The following is a 19,040-nucleotide window of genomic DNA, read 5'->3' on the forward strand; positions in this document are numbered from 1 at the left end:
TAGTTGAAATTAAGAAAGTAGAATAAGCTCAAAAAAGGAGCTATGGACAAGAGAAGGAATTTATTAAATATCTCAGACCTCACAATCGGTGATGTAGAAAATATAACTAAATTAGCCAACCAATACCTTGAAGAAAAAGTTGAAAATAGTCATGTTCTGAAAAATAAAATAGTCATAAACCTATTCTTTGAAGATTCAACACGTACGCTCGCATCTTTTGAAATAGCAGCAAAAAGCCTTGGAGCAAATGTTATAACTTTACCAATAAAATCTTCTTCTATTAACAAAGGGGAAGATCTAAAAGATATGATAAAAACACTAAATGCAATGAACCCTGACTCTATAATAACCAGGCATAAAAGTAGTGGTATCATTAATACACTGACAAAGTATGTTAACTGCTCGCTAATCAACGCAGGCGATGGAAGCAGTGAACATCCAACTCAAGCTCTTGCAGATTATCTTGTAATTATCAATTATAAAAAGCAAATAAAAAACCTCAAAATTGTGATATGTGGAGATATTTTGCACAGTAGAGTTGCAAGATCAAATATAAGATTGCTAAAAATGTTTGGAGCAAAAATAAGCTTAATTGCACCACCAGCTTTGATGTGTAAGCATTTTTCTGAAGTAGATTCACTTCATTATTCATTAACTGAAGGTATAAAGAATGCTGATGTAATTATGCTCTTGAGGTTGCAGAAAGAGCGCATGAATAATAATTCTTCAGAAAAAGAATATTTTCATTTGTATGGACTTGATGCACAAAAACTATCGCATGCAAAACCCGATGCAATTGTTATGCACCCAGGACCAATAAACAGAGGTATTGAGATTAGCAATGATGTAGCAGATTGTGTCATTTTACAACAAGTAAAGTTTGGATTAGCAACGCGTAAGGCAGTACTGCACTATTTAATAAATGTTTAAATTAATTAATTTTAAGGAATTTTAGACATAATGACCCTCCTATAAAAAACGATTTAGAAAAATATAACACACCTCATGACAGAAATTAAGTATGCACTGAAGTAGACTGTGCTATATTTTTTTATTGAGAGATTAGTTGAAAAGTCTGCAGACTTGAATAAGGTGAATTTCGAGCTCTAAAATACCCTCATTTTCACTAATAATAATCAAACTACAAAATGTGTCAAGTAATTTATATCCGTTCAGCAGAGTGAGAGAATCAGGTAGACGAGAAAAGAAAACTATAGGGTCAATGCGTGACACTAAAGTCCAGAAAATTTAATTTCAAACCAGCACTTCCTCCTTTATCATTCCAGCGCGTGACCAGTTCTTATTACCTGTTCAGTCCTCTGGATCCCAGTATCAAGTACTGGGATGACAAGAGAAATGGAATAACATTATGAAGGTGTAATTCCAGCGCGTGACGCTGGAATCCAGAAAAAAGCCAGTGTCAACTACTCAAATGACAATTTAAGGCAAAACCTAAATGAATGGGGAAAACTTTGATATTCAGTCTTTGCAAAATTACACTCGTATAGAAAAGGTAATACAAATGTTTTTTATAAATAAAACCTTAAGGCATTTTTTACTGTAGATTAATCATTTGATTATAGTATCATTTTAATTAATCATAATATTTATGAAGAATACCTTATATTTCATACTATTAGTTGCTATATTTTTATTATCTAACCTGTTTGCTATAGAGCAACCTGAAGAAAATATAAATCAAGAAAACGTATCGAAAAGCGATACTGATGCTGAAAAAACTTCTCCGCTTCTGAGCGAACTAAAAGAAAGCACAGACTCAACAAATGTAGTCGAAATACCTTCCAGCGAGCCAAAAGAAAGCACAACCCAAAATGTAATCAATGAAGAAGTAGCTTCAAGTAATGAAAATATACAAACAAACCTACAGCCTGAAGAGGGGACTAATATAAAAGATACCAAAGCTCTAACAAGTCCTTTATCAGAAGAAAAAAAAGAAGAACCTGAAGAGAAGAAAATCAGTCACAATAATCAAACAAACCTACAGCCTGAAGAGGAGATTAGCAAAAAAGACACCGAACCTTCAACAAGCCAATTAACAGAGAAAAAGAAAGAAGAACAGCCTGACAATATAACACCTGTGAACAAAGAAAATGAAGAAAGCGAAAAATGGACAAAGCTAAACAAAGAAATAAAAAAAGAATGGAACCATAAAAGCAAGTCTATATATAAAAGACAATATGATAGCCTAAATGAGCACCTTCCTAAAACTATATTTACTGATGATTACAGTAAGCAATTTTTTTACTGCATCAAGAAGGGCAACTTAATTTGTCTAAGAGGAGTAATAAATAAGCTAGAAAAAATTGGATTAACAATTCAAGAAATACTAAGATTTAGAAATAAATTGGGTGATACTCCTCTAATTTATGCAGTGAAACAAGGTCAAATAGACACAGTTCGCTTTCTCTTATTACAAGGTGCTGATCCTAGAGTAGTTGATAATAATTTTAAGTCCCCTATTGACATAGCAATTGAGAAAAAGCAGATCGATATAATAAATGCAATTGCTGAAATGATGCCATACCTTTTAGAGGATAAAGAAATAAACAATGAAGAAGACTCAGAGATGTATAACTTTGCTATAAAAACAAAAGAAAGTACCTGCGATGCAAAAGATAATTAGACTTTTGATATTAATTTTAGTTGGTCATTTATGCTATGGAGATGATGCAATCAATGATTTTTTAAGTGCTCTGCACGATGTAAAATACGTATCTTACAATACAAAAGATTTTGCTAAATTTTTAGTACAGTGCAACAAAGCAGGCATACCACAAGATTTTAAGAAAGGTTTTGGTCCTAATTTAAATGGTGCTAATTTTAGTCAATTGTATTTAAGCAAATCTATTTTTGATGGAGTAAGTTTAATTGGTGCCGATTTTTCTAACACCGATTTATCAGATGTGTCTTTTATCGATGTTGATTTGCGTGGTGCTAATTTTTCCAATGCTAATTTACATGGCGTTAAAATAAAAGGCACAAATTTAAGTTTTTCAAAATTTGCTTCTACAAGTTTAACAGATATCATATTTGATCAGTCTAATATCAGTTATGCTGATTTTATCAATTCTAATCTCAACAAAGTAAGTATGCGTAATATAATTGGTTTGCATGCAAAATTCTTGAATGTAAAAATGAATTTCTCCAATTTATCACACTCAAGTGCCAGCTACATAAATTTTAGTGATAGTGAAATAAACGATACTGTTATGCAGAAGAATAATTTCGACAATGCAAGTTTCTTTGGAGTGGATGCACACAAGCTCAAGATACAATTTTCTTCACTAAAAAATGCTAACATATATGGCACAGAAATAAAAAAATCGGATTTTACAGGTAGCAATCTTTCAAGCGCTTCTCTTAACTCTTCCATTATAGTTGATAGTAATTTCGAAAAAGCCAATTTAATCAATTCACAAATTTCCTATGTGAAAGGGAATAATTCAAACTTCATTAAATCTATACTAAATGGTTCCAAGATAAAACATGCATATGTTTTCGAAGCAGACCTTCAGGATGCTGATTTATCTAATATTGATTTTAGTTTTAGTGAATTGTATAAAGTTAATACCTATAACGCTAACATTTGTCATGGAAAGTTTCATAATACTAAAGTTGTGAATTCTGACATGAGTGGTTCGTTCTTTGATCATTCATTGTTTACCTCTGCAAAAATAGAAGATTCAGATCTTTCTAGAACTTCAATTTATAAGACAAAAATTAAAGACTCTCAAATTTATAATAGTACTCTTTCCCACCATAATATGGATTCGAGTGAGATAGAAAATTCAATATTCTTCAAATTATTAGCTGATAATTCGAGCTGGTCTAAGTCAAAAGTCACTAATTCAAACTTTATTGAAAGTGATTTCAAATCCTCCGTGTTTTATGACAATGCCTTTAGAAAGACTAGTTTTTTTCTTAGCAATTTGAGTAATTCAACAGTGAGTGATGTCTCTTTCCTCTCTTCAAGCATATATAAAAGTTCAATTGCTGATACTTATTTAACAGATTGCAAATTTGATAATTCAATTATGATTGACAATCAGGGACAGAGCAAAATTACAGGTCTAGAGAGTGCTATAACTTCAATTAAAGATCTGCAAGAGAAAATATCGCAGGGTGAAAAATTTGATGTAAATTATTCTTACTTTGAGTTTAAAGATATGAATTTAGAAAATGCTATTTTTTCTAATTCAATATTAAGCAGAGCAAAGTTTGTAAACGTTAATTTGAATAAGGCAAATCTTGAAAAAGCTGATTTACGTTATACTATTTTTGATAATTCCTCTCTTGTTGATGCCAATTTATCAAATTCTAATTTAGAAGGCTCTAGCCTTTTAAACTTTGACTCAAAAAATATAAAGTCTTAAAAAACTCTATAATGTACTTGTTAAATAAAGAAAAATGACCGTAAAAAATGAGGGCATACTACTGATTCTATCCTCTCCTTCTGGAGCTGGAAAAACTACTATATCAGAAAAATTACTTGAGCAATCAACTGATTTAGTTATGTCTATTTCTATGACTACACGCAAACCTCGTCCCGGTGAAGTAAATGGAAAAGACTATTTTTTCGTTACTGAAGAAAAGTTTCATGAACTATGTAAGGCTGGTCAAATGCTTGAATATGCTAAAGTTTTTGAGAATTTTTATGGTATACCAAAAGATTTTATAGAACAAAACCTGAGCAGTGGAATAAGCGTTTTACTGAATATAGATTGGCAAGGAGCATTCCATTTGTTTGAAATCTTAAGAGAAAAAGTTGTAAGTGTTTTTATACTTCCTCCCTCAATGGAAGAGCTTAGACTACGTTTACAAAAGCGTAATAGTGATGATGTAAGCGAAATAGAGCGGAGATTATCCGAAGCCCAAAAAGAGATAAGTAAAAGTAATAAATATGATTACGTCATAGTCAACGATGATCTTGATAAAAGCGTAGAAGAGATAAAATCAATACTAAGTAAAGAAATGCTTAAAAAATTAGAAGAAAAACCAAGTTTGAAAGATCTATAAAAATATTTGTTTATCTCTTTTAGCAGCATTCACGCTTCACAGTTTAGCCACATTTATTATTTTTTAAGATAAAATAGTTAAAATAGTAGACAAGTGCTAAAGTGGGGATTTGATTATGACAACAGATTTTCTAATAGAAACTAGTTTTCTGCCTTTTTACCTGTATTTTGACAACATCTAGCTCAATTTAAAAGTTTAATTCAATTCGTTAACGCAAAATAGCTTTTAATATTGAGGTTTTAATATGAGGATAGATCTAAGTGTGTTAGTTACTAAGGCAAACAGACTAGAATATATAAACAAAAATGAAAAACAAGAGCAAGATAAAAAAGACAAGCAATTGTATGACACTATAGAGAGAAAGGTAAAAAAAGAAAAACATAAGCATGAAAAAACAAGAAGTCGAGATGGAACACTCAAGGAATGCAAAAGGTTACTTAAGGAAGGTGCTAGCCCTGAAGTATTGATTAAATTAGAAGCATCACTTAGAGAACAGGAAAAATATTATAGATATTATATCCAGTGCTTCCTTCCAGTGCTAGGTGAAGTAGTAGAACGATCGAAAAGAATATCAAATGAAACAAAAAACCAAGTAATTTCTGAAATCACTAAAAGTTGTTTGAGTAGGTACAATGAACAAGACAGTGGCTACGGTAGCGATTTTGAAGATGAAATGAACGGAATATCAGATTCTGATAGCGATTTTGAAGATGAAGTAAACAGAATATCGGATTCTGATAATGACGTTCAATTACTAAATGCAATCCAAAATGGAAACAACAGGAAATTTAGAAAATATCTAAAAAATTGCACAAATGTCAGTGGCATAACAGATGAAAAAGGAAATAATATTTTACACCTTATTGCATCGCTCAAAAAGAAACAAAAGCTTAAGTTTCTAGATACCTTGATAAAAATAGCTAACGAGAAAAATTTAGCACAACTTGTTGATAGTGAAAATCAAGAAGGAAAGACTCCTTTTCAGGTAGCACTAATTAACAAGATAATAAAAGGGAAACATGATTCTCACACAATCCAAGATAACGATAACACATTTAAGTTTCTTACAAAATTGCTAGAGTATGGAGCCAACTCTGACAATTTAGGATTATCTACAAAAGAATTACAATACTTAAAAGAAGAGCAAAAGACATACTATTGTGATTTCTTAGAAAAATTAGCAAAGTCAGTAAAGAAACCTGAATTAAAATCAGAAATAAGAACAAAAATTAAAGAAATTATACCACATACCATAAATACTCCGGATAGTAATGATAATTATCAACTACATTTAGCAATTAAAAATAAAGATGAGAAATCCTTTAAGGAGTTATTGCAAAAAGGAGCAGATATTAGCCTGAAAGATACAGATGGTAATAATGCTTTACATCTAATAGTTTTAGAATTAAAGCAAAAACGAAAGTTTGAATTTTCAAATATAATATTAAATGTAAGTAAGGAGGAAGAAAAAGAGCATCTTAAAGCACAGTTTAAAAAAGCTATAAATGCTGAAAATACAGCAAAACAAACACCTCTTTATTATTTATTCCAGCATATAAAAGAAAAAAATGAAGATCGATCATGTACAGATAAAAAATTTGAAAAAACAAATAGATATAAAGCCTTAGAGTTATTTCTCCAAAATGGTGCTGATATTACTGCTCAAGACAAAGAGGGTAATAATATTCTGCATCACATTGCTTTACTAAAAGGAGAGCAAAAAATTGCATGTTTGGAGTTAATTTCAGACAAAGATAGATTTAGTAATGCTGTAAATACTACCAACAGGGAAAGATTAACACCTCTACATCAGTTATTCCAGTATATAAAAGAAAAGAATGAGAATCGATCATGTACAGATAAAAAATTTGAAAAAACAAATAAATATAAAGCCTTAGAGTTATTTCTCCAAAATAGTGCAGACATTACTGCTCAAGACAAAGAGGGTAATAATGCTTTGCACTATATTGCTTCGCTAAAAGGAGAACAAAAGGTTGCATGTTTGGAGTTGATTTCCAGTTTAGTAAAAGAAAAAGAAATATCTGAAGATCAGTTAGGTAAGGCTATAAAGGCCATTAACGAAGAAGGACGAACACCGCTACAAGTATCACTAACAAAAAAAGCAGAAAAAGGCAACCACCTTTCGCAAATGAAAACAATTTTTGATCTAGGGAAAAAGTACGACAATACAACAAAGTTTTGTGCAAAGCTGCTAGAAATAGGTGCTGATTCCCGTTCTCTGAAACTAAAAGATCGAGAATTTCATACTGAAAAATATTATTGCACTTTACGTAATTTAGAAAATTACTCAAAAACTCCACAAGAAGGAAAGGTAAAAGCTAAAGAACTAAGGAAAAAACTTGAAAAAAAATATAACGTTAGAACTTTTTCAAAAAAATGTCAGCATATTCTACACAAAACAGGAGATGGCCTCAAAGCTGCATGGAAATGCATTGATCCTGGCAGAAGAGCTAGCATATTGTTAGCAATTACAGTAGCAACTACTATTATTACAATGGTAACACTTTCTTGCTTCCAAGGACAAATTGCAATTGGAGCAGCGTTACCCATCATAGCTATAACAGGCATGGTCTGTCTGATAGTCACTTTGGGACTTAGCGGCATTAGGAAACATGTTAAAGAATTAACCAACGATCAGCAAACCAGTAAAGATAATCTCAAAACTGCAACACAACCTAAAAATGTTACTGAACAACAAAATTTAGCTAACAACTCAGCAGAGCAAGAAGTACAAAGATCGTCAAATCAATCGGAGCATACAGAAAGCCCAGCTACTCAAATGAGCTATGTATCAATACTACGTCAATTTATAAATAAACCAGATGGGTTGACTAATAAATTCTCTTTTCCGGGGCGATGAAATCAATCTCATCGCTCAGAGTTTTTTCAGCAACTTTTTTATAGTCAATTTCTACACTAACTTGGCTTTTCTCTTCTTTAAGCCATGCTATAGTATGCTTCATCCAGTTTTTATCATCACGTTCAGGGAAATCTTCACGAGCATGAGCACCTCTGCTTTCCTCGCGATTAGATGCGCATTCCATGGTAATAACTGCTTGTGGAATCATATTGGCAAGCTCCAGAGCTTCAACCAAATCACTATTCCATATCATACTACGATCTTCAACTGCAATGTTAGGCATCATTTTTGCTACTTCTTTTATAGCTTTTTTACCTTCCTCTAAAACTTCAGCAACACGGAATACCGATGCATATTTCTGCATAGTGTGCTGCATTTCACTTCGTATTTTTGCTACTTTGAACTCTCCAGAAGCAAATCGCATTTTATTAAATCTATCTACTATCAAGTCTGTGCAGTCTGAATGCAATTTTTTATGTGGTGTATCAGGTTTCAATTTTTCTTTTGCCCTAAGCGCGGCAGCTCTACCAAAAACCACAAGATCAAGAAGCGAGTTGGAACCTAGTCGATTTGCACCATGTACAGAAACACATGCTGCCTCTCCTATTGCAAATAATCCTTCTACCACTTCTTCTTTACCTTTTTGCAACGTGATCACTTCTCCATGATAGTTGGTTGGAATACCTCCCATGTTATAGTGAACAGTTGGAATAACAGGTATCGGATCTTTAGTAACATCAACTCCTGCAAAGGTCTTTGCTGTTTCACTAATACCTGGTAATCTGAGTTTGATCACTTCTGGATCAAGATGCGCTATATTCAAGTGCATGTAATCCTTATTCGGTCCAATTCCCCTTCCCTCTCTAATTTCAATTGTTATTGCTCGACTTACCACATCACGAGAAGCCAAATCTTTTGCCTTTGGTGCATAACGTTCCATAAACTTCTCACCCTGAGAATTAACGAGGTACCCACCTTCACCACGACATCCTTCCGTCATTAAACAACCTGAGCCATATATTCCTGTTGGATGAAATTGCACAAATTCCATATCTTCAAGTGGCAACCCAGCTCTTACCACCATGCCATTACCATCACCTGTGCAGGTGTGTGCACTTGTTGCAGAGAAATAAACACGTCCATAACCACCTGTTGCTATTACCACAGAATGTGCACGAAATCTATGCAACGTACCATCACACAGCGACCAAGCTATCACTCCACAGCATGTCCCTTTGTCCATAATCAAATCGATTACAAAATATTCAACAAAAAATTCAGCGTTAAATTTAAGACATTGCTGATATAGAGTATGAAGAATTGCATGCCCAGTTTTATCTGCTGCTGCACAAGTACGCTGAGCCGATTTTCCTTTACCAAAGTGAGTTGTCATTCCACCAAAGGCACGCTGATATATTTTTCCATCTTCCGTACGAGAAAAGGGTACACCAAAATTTTCAAGTTCAATCACAGCTTTTGCAGCATTTTTACACATATACTCTATTGCATCTTGATCGCCAAGCCAGTCTGAACCTTTTATTGTATCATATGCATGCCAGCGCCAGTCATCTTCAGCAATGTTGCTCAAAGCTGCACTAATTCCGCCTTGTGCTGCAACTGTATGACTTCGTGTAGGGAAAATTTTAGAAATGCAGGCAACTGAAAAATTAGTTGCAGCCATTCCAAGTGTTGCTCTAAGCCCCGCTCCCCCTGCACCTACTATTACCACATCATATTCATGTTCTATGATTTCGTATTCTGACTTATCCATATTCACTTATTTTATCATTACAGGCTTATAGTAGCACATAAGTAGGAAAAATCTATACTGGTTTTCCAAATGTAAGCTTCTGAAACAAACCTATAGTAAATAATGTCATAACAACCATAGGGTGTTATGAAAGTAGCTGACACTGGAATCCGACTTCTATTATACCAAACCATTTGATATGCTTATCCACAATCAAAATTCCTGGATCCCAGTGTCTGAGCACTGGGATAACACTATCATAGAGGAGTAAGTGTAGTTACTTGCATAACATTGATGACTTATGCCTATTTAATTAGATCTAAAATTAGATAGAAAAAGGTAATCTTGATAAAACTCATTTACAACAAGTTCTCTCGCACTTGAATTTTCCGTTTGCACTTTTTTGTATCCTAATTTATGGCTTATTGAATCTTTATATGCACTAACTGCTTTATATACCTTACTTACCTCTCCTGGAAAGATACCACCAACAATTATAACGCATAACCCTGCAACTGTTGCAAAAGCTAGAGTTAAACTTTGCCTCCAGTTAGCTTTTTTTTCTTGTATACCAGCAGGGCACAATTCACTTGACATTTCTTTTAGATACTCATGCCACATGTGATTGCAGTTTGTACATTTCACTTTTCTTCCAGATTCACCTATTTGCCCACGAGATACTAAGTAAGTTTTAGTACAATTATGACATTGTATTTTCATAGTGCTTGCGTATAAAATAATATAAATTTGATATCAATATGTATATAATAAATGAAAAATTTGCAACTAAAAAATTACAAGATGAGATAGAAAATATTTGGAAAGATAAAGAAAAACTTAACGACTATAATCTAAAACACGAAGCAAGATTAATAATCAAAGAGGTAATTGAGTTACTTGACAGTGGTAAAATTAGAGTAGCAGAAAAGCTATCAAGTGGAGAATGGATAGTACATAAGTGGATAAAGCAGTCAATATTATTACATTTTCTCACTGAGGAAAGCAAAATAATAGACAATACCAATTGCTGGTTTGACAAAATTGGTAGCAAGTTTAGTGAATGGAATGAGGAGAAATTTTACCAATCAAAAATTAGAGCAGTCCCTGGGTGTTTTGTCCGCCAATCTGCTTACATAGGTAAAAATGTTGTTCTAATGCCAAGCTTTATCAACGTTGGTGCATATATTGATTCTGGTACAATGATAGACACCTGGTCAACAATTGGTAGTTGTGCACAGATAGGAAAAAATTGCCATATTTCCGGGGGAGTGGGAATAGGCGGAGTTCTTGAACCCATTCAAGCTTCTCCGGTCATTATAGAGAATAACTGCTTCATTGGAGCACGAAGTGAGGTAACCGAAGGCGTCATAATAAGAGAAGGATCAGTCCTCAGTATGGGGGTGTTTATTGGAGCATCAACAAAAATTATTGATAGAGAAACGAGTAAACTATCTTACGGTGAAGTGCCACCTTATTCTGTAGTAGTGCCAGGATCCATTCCATCTAAAAATAACATTTCAACCTATTGTGCAGTTATAGTAAAAAAAGTAGACGAAAAAACGAGATCAAAGACCTCTATAAATGAAATATTGAGAGATTAAACTTATCTCACTACTTGTTATCACTTTTTTTATCATTGTTGCTAACTACAGTGATAGCATATGCACATAATTCTGAAAAAGAAATTCCGTTTTCTTGAGATAACTTGTGTAATTTTTGCAGACTTTCTTTGACTTTGTTAGGTATATTTCCTCCACGCTCCTTTGCAAGCCAGGAATCTTGATGGTGAATTGGATGAGTATCACCCTTTGGATCTCCTATGTATATTGCAAAAGGCGAATTTTGTCCTTTAAAATCACACTGTACAGTAAATTTTTTGATGGATGCAGTCATTTAAAGACCTCTACTTTTCTTTTTAATCGATTTTATAGCAGGTGGGAGAGATGGTTTTTTGATAAAATCTTGTCTATTGAGCATACTTTCTTTGCCTTCTAAAGCTCGAAGAACATCGGCTCTGCTTAGCTGTGACTCTTTCGCCATCCTCATTCCATGCTTTACCATAATATTAGCACATGCTAGTACTCTTTTGACCAATTCTAGATCACCATTCAGCATTTGAACCAACGCTTGAAACACCTCTGCTAAAGTTAATCCATCAGCACCTATAATTTTATTTTCTATAAAATTGACAACTTCTTCAAATTTATATTCAACACCATCATCTTGAGGTATAAGGGTAACATAATCCGTATCTTGACTATTCATAACCAAAGCACTATCGCTTTTAAACTTATATTATATATATAAATACTCCACTATTTTATAGTATGGCACGCTATAGTTAAACATTTATTAATAATATGCTCACTTATATACACGAATTAATTGATAAAAGACAAGGGTCAATATCAATCAGTGATTTTATGAACTCTGCTCTATATCATAAAGAGTACGGCTATTACATGAATAAATTACCACTTGGCAAAGATGGTGACTTCATTACTGCACCTGAAATTAGTCAGCTATTTGGTGAAACAATTGCAGTGTGGATAATGAATACATGGGAAAAATTAGGAAAGCCATCAAAATTTTCTCTAGTTGAACTTGGACCAGGTAAAGGAACACTCATTCATGATGTAATAAGAGTCACCAAAAAATATAGCTGTTTTTTTAGCTCAATGGACATTCATCTAGTTGAGATAAGCCCTATTTTACAGAAAACACAAAAGGGGAAATTAAAGGGATTAGATATTAACTGGCACACAGATGTCGACAACTTACCAAATCAGCCAACTATTTTTTTTGCAAATGAGTTATTTGACGCCCTTCCAATTGACCAATTTATTTATCGTGATGAGCAGTGGTATGAAAATAGAGTAATAAAACAAGATGATGGCAGTCTTTCATTGTCACTCCAGCGCTTAACCAGACCAAAAACTGGATTCCAGACTGGAATGACAGGGGGTTTCAATGGTGCAGTAGTGGAAGTATGCCTAGCCGGAATCGAAATATTAAAGAAACTTGAGAATAAGATAGTCAATAATGGAGGAGCTTCTTTGATCATAGATTATGGCTATATATATCCTTCATACAAGAGCACTTTGCAATCGATAAGGCAGCATCAGTATGCTAATTTTCTTGAAAATATTGGTAACAGTGATATTACTGCACTTGTAAACTTTCAAGCATTAAAAGATTCATTAAAATACTTAAATTGTGAGATTTTAACTCAAAGAGAATTTTTATATTTGTTTGGTATAAAGGAAAGAGCGCAAGCCTTAATGGAAAATGCAAGTAATAAACAGAAGAATGAGATCTTCAGTGAATTTTTAAGATTAACTGAAAATATGGGTACTCTCTTTAAGGTAATGCTGATTCAACATTTGTAGTCTTGTATAGTTCTTAGAGCCTGTACGTGATCTCAAAAAAGGGATAGAATGAGAGGATAAAGTATATAAAGTAGGATATGCGAAGTTTATATCCAAGTGATATAAGTCGAGAAAAGTTTGAGATTATTGTAGCAGATCTGGAGTCTTGCAGGAAGAGGACAAAGCCAAGAACACTTGATTTATATCATGTATTTTGTGGAGTGTTATACGTCTTAAAAAGTGGCTGCCAGTGGAGAATGTTACCAAAAGAGTTTCCAAAATGGCGGAATTGTTACGACTATTTTAAGAAGTGGAGTGAAAAAGCAGATGCAAATAAAGAAAGTGTTCTGGAGCTGGTATTAAAAAAAATAGTTGGCGTGGTCCGACAAAACAATGGTCGGAAAGAAAAAACCAGCTTCTGCATAATTGATGCACAAAGCGTAAAAAATGCAGATACTGCTGAAGAAAAAGGCTATGATGCAGGCAAAAAGGTTTCAGGAATAAAACGCCATATTGCGGTAGATACACAAGGTTTACCCCACGCAATTTATATAACAACGGCAGAAATAACTGATCGTAGTAGCGCTGTGAGAATGGTTAAAAATGCTAAAGAAAACCTATCTGAAGTTAAAAATATACTAGTTGATGCTGGCTACACAGGAGAAAATTTTGCAACACAGATGAAAGTAACTATTGGTGCAACTGTTGAGGTGAAGCGAATTACACACCTTTGTCGTATTGCCGAAAAGATGGGTTGTTGAGAGATCTTTTGCTTGGTTGCAAAAATGTAGGCGATTGTGGAAAAATTGCGAGCGGAAACTCAACACTAGCCTGCAAATGGTCGTTCTTGCTTTCGCTGCTTTGCTTCTGAAAAGATTATGAACAGGCTCTTATGTTAAACATACAAATACTAAAAAATTTACAGAATAAAAAAGGTAAAAGAAACGTATCTGTTCAGCAGAGTAGCAAAATAAGATAGACAGATAAGACTATCATAGGAACAAATAGGTGTCATGAAAGTAGCTGACACTGGCATGACAACAAAAAAGTTACTCAAATGACACCCTTTTGATGCACAATTTTTGGTGCATCACGTACTGATTTTCATCCAAGACGATGTCATGCAAGTAGCTGACACTGGCATCCAGCCTTTTCGCGCAAAAAACGTTGTAAAGTGTTTACCAACTTAGTTGGATCCCAGCTGGAATGACACTTGGTTATGCAAGAAATCTATTGTCAAAAAAAATTACTTCCGCATATTTTGAATCTGATTATAATGACAATTAGAGATATTTTAAGAGCTCAAAATCTATCTTTGTCTGCAGACTTTCAGTTAACTTTTCAATAAAAAACGTAGCGTATCTTTTTCAGCGTATACACACGTCTGTCATATGTGCGCTGCATTTTTTTCTAATCTTTTTATACAGGAGGATTTTATGTCCAGAATTCCAGATACTTGACCTTTACTTTAGCTAATAACAGGCGCCTGTGATTTTTATAAAGAAAGTGTAGGAAAAGCTGTTTCCAGGCATAAATTTACCATGTATACCTAAAAAGTAATTATATTAGCATAATATTCATACTTATATACCAATATTAATATTCTTTGAATTGAAGAATATTATGGAACAACAAACATCAAACAAAGATATAGGGATTAAATTTAGACAGGATCAATGTAAGCAGAAATGCTATATACCCCAGTTATGGATTATCCGAGTCAATAAAACTTAGAAATAGAGGGCTTTTTCGACTGCATGGAATACGAAATTAATGTTGAAAAAACATGTACCAAAAAATTTATGGGGGATCTATGCCGAAGCTCAAATTGCATGACACCATTTATTTTTATGGTTTTATCTATTTTATTTTGCCACTCTGCTAAACGGATACATTTAATTCCATTTTTATCGAGCAGATAATTGTCATATATTAGCTTAGTTCTCCTGTTATACTTAAATATAAATCAGCATAGCCCTAATTTTTTTATATATTTTACTTCTTTCTCTATATTTAATAATAGGCTTGAAAATAAATGGTAAACCTATAATTGTTAAGCTTAGAGCTAGAATTGAAAGTACACAAAAGGCTTTGTGTTTACTATGTAGCTCTTTCAAGTAAAGCATCAAAAACCTACAAAATTTTTTGTAATTTTCTTCAATATTTTTTTTGCTATGAGCCTTGTCAATAAACATGTCTATTATAGTAGAATCTTTACTACACTTAATTGCCCCTTTTTCTATTAATAGCTGAGCTATATCAAAATAATCCTTTTGAATAGTAAGATGCAGAGGTGAAAAACCTTGTTGATCACAAATATTCATATTGGCTTTTACTGCTAACAACATTCTTACAATTTCTACATGGCCTTTTTTAGCTGCAAGTAGCAGAGGAGTTCTGTTGCATCTAGTGACGGCATTAACGTTTACCTTAAGCTCCAATAAGAACTTAACTGCTTTAGTATCACCATTATAGCTAGCTTTATGTAACCTGGTGTTACCGCTACAATCTTGGTCATCTGCTTCTATTCCCTTTGAAACAAGAAATATTACCATTTGCCTATTATTATTCTTAATAGCGCAATCCAGTGCATCAAAACCATGTTTGTTTTTTGTGCAAATAAACTCTTTTAACCTAGCTTTTGCTTGCTTTACAATAAGCTTTACCAGTTTCATTTTGTTGTTATATGCTGCTAGAAAAAGCGTAGTATTATTTTCTGCATCTTTTGCTTCTATGTTTGCACCTTTCTTTATCAGATATTCTATAATCTCTGCTCTACTTTCATAATGTGTAGTACATTGATAAATGGTCAAAAATAAAGGAGTACGAAAGTTGTTATCTTCACATTCAAGATTTGCTCCGCTATCAATTAAAATCTGGACGCTCTTTTTAGAACCGTATAATGAAGCCATGTGAAGAGGAGTATAGCCTTCCTCAGCATCTTTTTCATTAATTTTTGCGCCTTTTGTTATTAAAAAATCCATTAATTCTGTGTCATCTTGTAGTGTAGCAAGGTGAAGTGGAGTAAATCCATTTTTATCTCTAGAATTAATTGTCAGTTGATTAACAAGAAGTTTAGCAATTTTTTTGTGTCCATGCATAATAGCATAATGCAGTGGATTTCTATTTTCGTTGTCCACAACATTAAAGTCAGCTTCGTGCTCTAATAATGATTTTACTCCAACTAAATCGCCTTCTTTTGTAAACTTATGTAAGAGAGTGACTCCGCTTATATCTTTTGAGTTAATATCAAATCCACTTTCTACCAATTGATGTATGTCTTCCTCACACGCCATACCATTTTAATTAAACCCTTTTCGCATTAATAATACTCCCACTTAATTAGGTTTGAATGAATCTATAAGAGATATATCACAATTTATTGAAGTTACTAAATTCCGATATATTAAAGTCCACAAATTCCTGAATATAGAAATATTTATTTTTATACATTTGCCCTATTTCTTGTCATCCCAGTACATTCTTTTTTGTCATCCCCAAGTAGCCCCATTTTACACTACTGTCATCCCAGTGCCCAGACACCAGCCTTTCTTACCAACAAAAACTTAGCATAACTTTTGTTCTCAAAAAATTTCTGAATTCCAGTGTCAAGCACTGATCTTCAATCTCCGTACATCTCTGCGTCACGCACTGAAATGACACCCTGAAGCTTTAGCTATAAATATTAAGCAAGCAAAAAGTGGATGTTCAATTATCTTAACATAAAAATCAAGGCAGCTTTAGGTATAAATACGAGTAACTCGTATAAGTAAAGAGGCTATAAGAAGTTTCTTACCATTCTATTCAAACGGGTTTTAAACTTTTGAAATGTCATGACATTGTTGATACGTTTGTCAAGAAACGACAGGGTATCTGCAAAATCTTTTGAATAATCATTGATAAAAAAAAGTATCGTACTTAAGTACACTCCAGCTAATATTGCTCTTTTTGTATAGTAGTTAAAATCTGTTGATTGATCATGAATGCCATACCAAATCGCGCTAACAGTTCTGTACAAGAGTTTACTAGAAAAATATGTATTTTGGGGTAATATAGAGAATGATAAAACATTTTTTAAAAACTCTCTGTAATTTTGTAACTTAGCATAGTTTGAAAGGCGTATTTGGACAGCTAACTTTATCCGCTCTCTTACCTTCATATTTTCTAAATTGGAATTCCAAAATTCAGTTTCCATTGAGCTATTTAAGTCCTCTGCTATGTACTCCAAAGCACTATATATTCCATTTTGAAATTTACAAAAACTATTGGCTAGGTTAAGGTTCGTGCACACTTTCAATAAGGTTGCATCACTTATTCCTTCAAATGGAATAACCTTAATCAACTCATCTACTATTAACTTTTGTTCCATACAATATTATACTAAACATCACATATAATTATACCTGAGATTTTCAAACATTCTGCAAAATGCTTCACCGCGCTCTTCAAAATTTTTCCACTGATCAAAAGAAGAACATGCAGGAGAAAGTAATATCGCTACTTCTTCTTTGCTATTTATGGCCTCTTCAAAAGCCAGTTTAAATGCGTTTTCTAGATTATAGCACTTCATATAATCTATTTTGTTCTCCATAATGTTTGCAAAAACTTCAGTTGATTCTCCAATAAGAAAAGCTTTTCTAATCTTGGTGAAATGCTTGCTTAATGATTCTATTCCGCCTTTTTTGCTTTTTCCGCCAACAATCCAATATATGTTTTTATAAGATAAAATTGCCTTTTCGGTCGATTCTGCATTGGTTGCTTTGCTATCGTTGATAAAAAGTACATTATGTATTTTGCCAAGAAATTCATTTCTGTGTCTTAGCCCTGGAAAGGATTTGATTTCATTGACAATAGTGCTGCTATCTACTCCAAGTAACTTGCACACAGCGTGTGCAGCTACTATATTTTCCACATTGGATACTAGGTTTACTTTCATATCACTCATTGATAAGTTGTGATTCTCTAGTTTTAGCGAGATCTCCTGAATCTCAGCACTCCTTTTGTCATCCAAGTAGCTGACACTGGGATCCAGATAATTTCGATCTATACCAGTAATCTGTTCACTATAATCAAGCAAATTGTTATCTGCCAATGATATTAGATCTCTTGCACTACCCTCTATCATCTGAGTAGTTGGCAATGGTTTTTCTTTTCTGGTCATGCGCTGGAATGACACCAGGGAATATGTTACTGAAATTGGAATTTTGTTCCCAGTGAATTTATTGAATACATCAGCGGTAATTTTGTTATCACATCCTATCACGGCAATCTTGCTACTGTTTATCAGTTTTAATTTAGTTGCTATGTAGTTATTCATACTTCCATGTCTATCTATGTGGTCTGGTGTGATGTTGAGCAATACAGAAATGTCTACATTAATTTTATTTATTAGCTCCAATTGAAAAGAGGAGAATTCAATTACATAAATTTCTGCATCTCTTTCTAAATCCAAAATAGGCACACCTAAATTCCCGCCAATAGCTACTTTTTTCCCTGTGGATTTTAATATGTGCCCTATTAGTGACGTGGTGGTTGATTTGCCATTTGTTCCGGTGATGCCTACAACCTTCTGGCTTGTAGTTTTAGTTTCGAGAAATAGCTCAATGTCTGATTTTATTTTGCAGTCAAAGCTTCTTGCAAGTTTTACTACCCAATGCGTTGGTATTGGCACTCCAGGGCTCAAAATTAGCGTGCTTATCTCATGCCAATTATACTCATTGGGATGAGTATAGTTACACTCTTTATATATCTTTTTTGCATTTGCTATTTGCTCTTTATTATCATCCCATGCATATATTTTTGCACTGCTTTTTGTTAGAGCATTAATAACGGACAAACCAGTTTTACCAAGGCCGAAAACCGCAACACTTTGATTTTTGTATTTGTTTAGTTGCACTTCTAGATAACTTATGCGAACCATTTTATAAAGATATAATACAAATTATAATGACTTCTTCCATAGTTTTTGGCAGTGCTTAACTTTATTGTCACAACCTTAGCCAAT

At 33.3% G+C, this 19,040-nt stretch carries 14 protein-coding genes and 2 pseudogenes; 8 read left to right on the plus strand and 8 right to left on the minus strand.

Annotated features, from left to right (window positions below; genetic code table 11):
• Positions 1–42 precede the first annotated feature (42 nt).
• The 5 genes from ABWU64_RS01480 (at position 43) to ABWU64_RS01500 (ending at position 7,918) form a co-directional block, all read left to right on the plus strand.
• On the plus strand, positions 43–930 hold the full coding sequence (locus tag ABWU64_RS01480) for an aspartate carbamoyltransferase catalytic subunit (RefSeq protein WP_341815434.1): 888 nt from the start codon (positions 43–45) through the stop codon (positions 928–930).
• A 679-nt stretch (positions 931–1,609) separates the two neighbouring features.
• Positions 1,610–2,644 carry an ankyrin repeat domain-containing protein gene (locus ABWU64_RS01485; protein WP_341815433.1) on the plus strand — a complete coding sequence of 345 codons (1,035 nt, stop codon included), beginning with the start codon at positions 1,610–1,612 and terminating at the stop codon, positions 2,642–2,644.
• The gene (locus ABWU64_RS01490) at positions 2,628–4,394 is read left to right on the plus strand and encodes a pentapeptide repeat-containing protein (protein ID WP_353279703.1); all 1,767 of its coding nucleotides are present in this window, start codon (positions 2,628–2,630) and stop codon (positions 4,392–4,394) included. The genes ABWU64_RS01485 and ABWU64_RS01490 overlap by 17 nt, the downstream gene beginning before the upstream one ends.
• 34 nt (positions 4,395–4,428) lie before the next feature.
• Positions 4,429–5,037: a guanylate kinase gene (gene gmk, locus ABWU64_RS01495; RefSeq protein WP_015587833.1), complete on the plus strand. Its 609-nt coding sequence runs from the start codon at positions 4,429–4,431 to the stop codon at positions 5,035–5,037.
• Between the two features lie 244 nt (positions 5,038–5,281).
• Positions 5,282–7,918, plus strand: a complete 2,637-nt coding sequence (locus ABWU64_RS01500; RefSeq protein ID WP_341815431.1) for an ankyrin repeat domain-containing protein — start codon at positions 5,282–5,284, stop codon at positions 7,916–7,918.
• Here ABWU64_RS01500 and sdhA read toward each other — a convergent pair.
• Together sdhA and ABWU64_RS01515 are read right to left on the minus strand one after the other, a co-directional pair.
• Positions 7,890–9,689 carry a succinate dehydrogenase flavoprotein subunit gene (gene sdhA, locus ABWU64_RS01505; RefSeq protein WP_015587831.1) on the minus strand — a complete coding sequence of 600 codons (1,800 nt, stop codon included), beginning with the start codon at positions 9,687–9,689 and terminating at the stop codon, positions 7,890–7,892. The two genes, ABWU64_RS01500 and sdhA, sit on opposite strands and share 29 nt — an antisense overlap.
• Before the next feature lie 288 nt (positions 9,690–9,977).
• A complete protein-coding gene (locus tag ABWU64_RS01515; RefSeq protein ID WP_015587830.1) occupies positions 9,978–10,388 on the minus strand; it encodes a zinc-ribbon domain-containing protein in 411 nt (136 codons plus the stop codon).
• 38 nt (positions 10,389–10,426) lie between these two features.
• Here ABWU64_RS01515 and dapD point away from each other — a divergent pair, with 38 nt between their 5' ends.
• Positions 10,427–11,269, plus strand: a complete 843-nt coding sequence (dapD, locus tag ABWU64_RS01520) for a 2,3,4,5-tetrahydropyridine-2,6-dicarboxylate N-succinyltransferase (RefSeq protein ID WP_015587829.1) — start codon at positions 10,427–10,429, stop codon at positions 11,267–11,269.
• A 10-nt stretch (positions 11,270–11,279) separates the two neighbouring features.
• On the opposite strand, the gene ABWU64_RS01525 is transcribed toward dapD, so the two are convergent.
• Together ABWU64_RS01525 and ABWU64_RS01530 are read right to left on the minus strand one after the other, a co-directional pair.
• Positions 11,280–11,561: a DUF2610 domain-containing protein gene (locus ABWU64_RS01525; protein ID WP_108784050.1), complete on the minus strand. Its 282-nt coding sequence runs from the start codon at positions 11,559–11,561 to the stop codon at positions 11,280–11,282.
• Positions 11,562–11,933: a hypothetical protein gene (locus ABWU64_RS01530; RefSeq protein WP_015587827.1), complete on the minus strand. Its 372-nt coding sequence runs from the start codon at positions 11,931–11,933 to the stop codon at positions 11,562–11,564.
• Positions 11,934–12,028: 95 nt separating this feature from the next.
• On the opposite strand from ABWU64_RS01530, the gene ABWU64_RS01535 reads away from it, so the two are divergent.
• Positions 12,029–13,057, plus strand: coding sequence for a class I SAM-dependent methyltransferase (locus ABWU64_RS01535; RefSeq protein WP_353279704.1), 1,029 nt, complete (start codon positions 12,029–12,031; stop codon positions 13,055–13,057).
• Between the two features lie 77 nt (positions 13,058–13,134).
• Positions 13,135–13,918 (plus strand): annotated as a pseudogene (locus ABWU64_RS01540) (IS5 family transposase).
• Positions 13,919–14,756: 838 nt separating this feature from the next.
• On the opposite strand, the pseudogene ABWU64_RS06450 reads toward ABWU64_RS01540, so the two are convergent.
• From ABWU64_RS06450 to ABWU64_RS01555, 4 genes and pseudogenes are all read right to left on the minus strand, one after another.
• Positions 14,757–14,855: pseudogene (locus ABWU64_RS06450) on the minus strand (IS982 family transposase); the annotation flags it as partial.
• Between the two features lie 136 nt (positions 14,856–14,991).
• Positions 14,992–16,332 carry an ankyrin repeat domain-containing protein gene (locus tag ABWU64_RS01545; RefSeq protein WP_341815428.1) on the minus strand — a complete coding sequence of 447 codons (1,341 nt, stop codon included), beginning with the start codon at positions 16,330–16,332 and terminating at the stop codon, positions 14,992–14,994.
• Between the two features lie 482 nt (positions 16,333–16,814).
• On the minus strand, positions 16,815–17,405 hold the full coding sequence (locus ABWU64_RS01550) for a COQ9 family protein (protein ID WP_015587824.1): 591 nt from the start codon (positions 17,403–17,405) through the stop codon (positions 16,815–16,817).
• A gap of 18 nt (positions 17,406–17,423) precedes the next feature.
• Positions 17,424–18,956 (minus strand): Mur ligase family protein, encoded by a 1,533-nt coding sequence (locus ABWU64_RS01555; protein ID WP_341815427.1) that lies wholly within the window; start codon positions 18,954–18,956, stop codon positions 17,424–17,426.
• Positions 18,957–19,040 lie beyond the last annotated feature (84 nt).

The organism is Wolbachia endosymbiont (group B) of Xanthorhoe designata (genome assembly GCF_964028585.1).
Lineage (GTDB): Bacteria > Pseudomonadota > Alphaproteobacteria > Rickettsiales > Anaplasmataceae > Wolbachia.

Bases quoted from the DNA above. Each gene is read 5' to 3' on its own strand.
- ABWU64_RS01480 (WP_341815434.1), top strand. From the start codon at position 43: ATGGACAAGAGAAGGAATTTATTAAATATCTCAGACCTCACAATCGGT.
- ABWU64_RS01485 (WP_341815433.1), top strand. From the start codon at position 1,610: ATGAAGAATACCTTATATTTCATACTATTAGTTGCTATATTTTTATTA.
- ABWU64_RS01490 (WP_353279703.1), top strand. From the start codon at position 2,628: ATGCAAAAGATAATTAGACTTTTGATATTAATTTTAGTTGGTCATTTA.
- gmk (WP_015587833.1), top strand. From the start codon at position 4,429: ATGACCGTAAAAAATGAGGGCATACTACTGATTCTATCCTCTCCTTCT.
- ABWU64_RS01500 (WP_341815431.1), top strand. From the start codon at position 5,282: ATGAGGATAGATCTAAGTGTGTTAGTTACTAAGGCAAACAGACTAGAA.
- sdhA (WP_015587831.1), bottom strand. From the start codon at position 9,689: ATGGATAAGTCAGAATACGAAATCATAGAACATGAATATGATGTGGTA.
- ABWU64_RS01515 (WP_015587830.1), bottom strand. From the start codon at position 10,388: ATGAAAATACAATGTCATAATTGTACTAAAACTTACTTAGTATCTCGT.
- dapD (WP_015587829.1), top strand. From the start codon at position 10,427: ATGTATATAATAAATGAAAAATTTGCAACTAAAAAATTACAAGATGAG.
- ABWU64_RS01525 (WP_108784050.1), bottom strand. From the start codon at position 11,561: ATGACTGCATCCATCAAAAAATTTACTGTACAGTGTGATTTTAAAGGA.
- ABWU64_RS01530 (WP_015587827.1), bottom strand. From the start codon at position 11,933: ATGAATAGTCAAGATACGGATTATGTTACCCTTATACCTCAAGATGAT.
- ABWU64_RS01535 (WP_353279704.1), top strand. From the start codon at position 12,029: ATGCTCACTTATATACACGAATTAATTGATAAAAGACAAGGGTCAATA.
- ABWU64_RS01545 (WP_341815428.1), bottom strand. From the start codon at position 16,332: ATGGCGTGTGAGGAAGACATACATCAATTGGTAGAAAGTGGATTTGAT.
- ABWU64_RS01550 (WP_015587824.1), bottom strand. From the start codon at position 17,405: ATGGAACAAAAGTTAATAGTAGATGAGTTGATTAAGGTTATTCCATTT.
- ABWU64_RS01555 (WP_341815427.1), bottom strand. From the start codon at position 18,956: ATGGTTCGCATAAGTTATCTAGAAGTGCAACTAAACAAATACAAAAAT.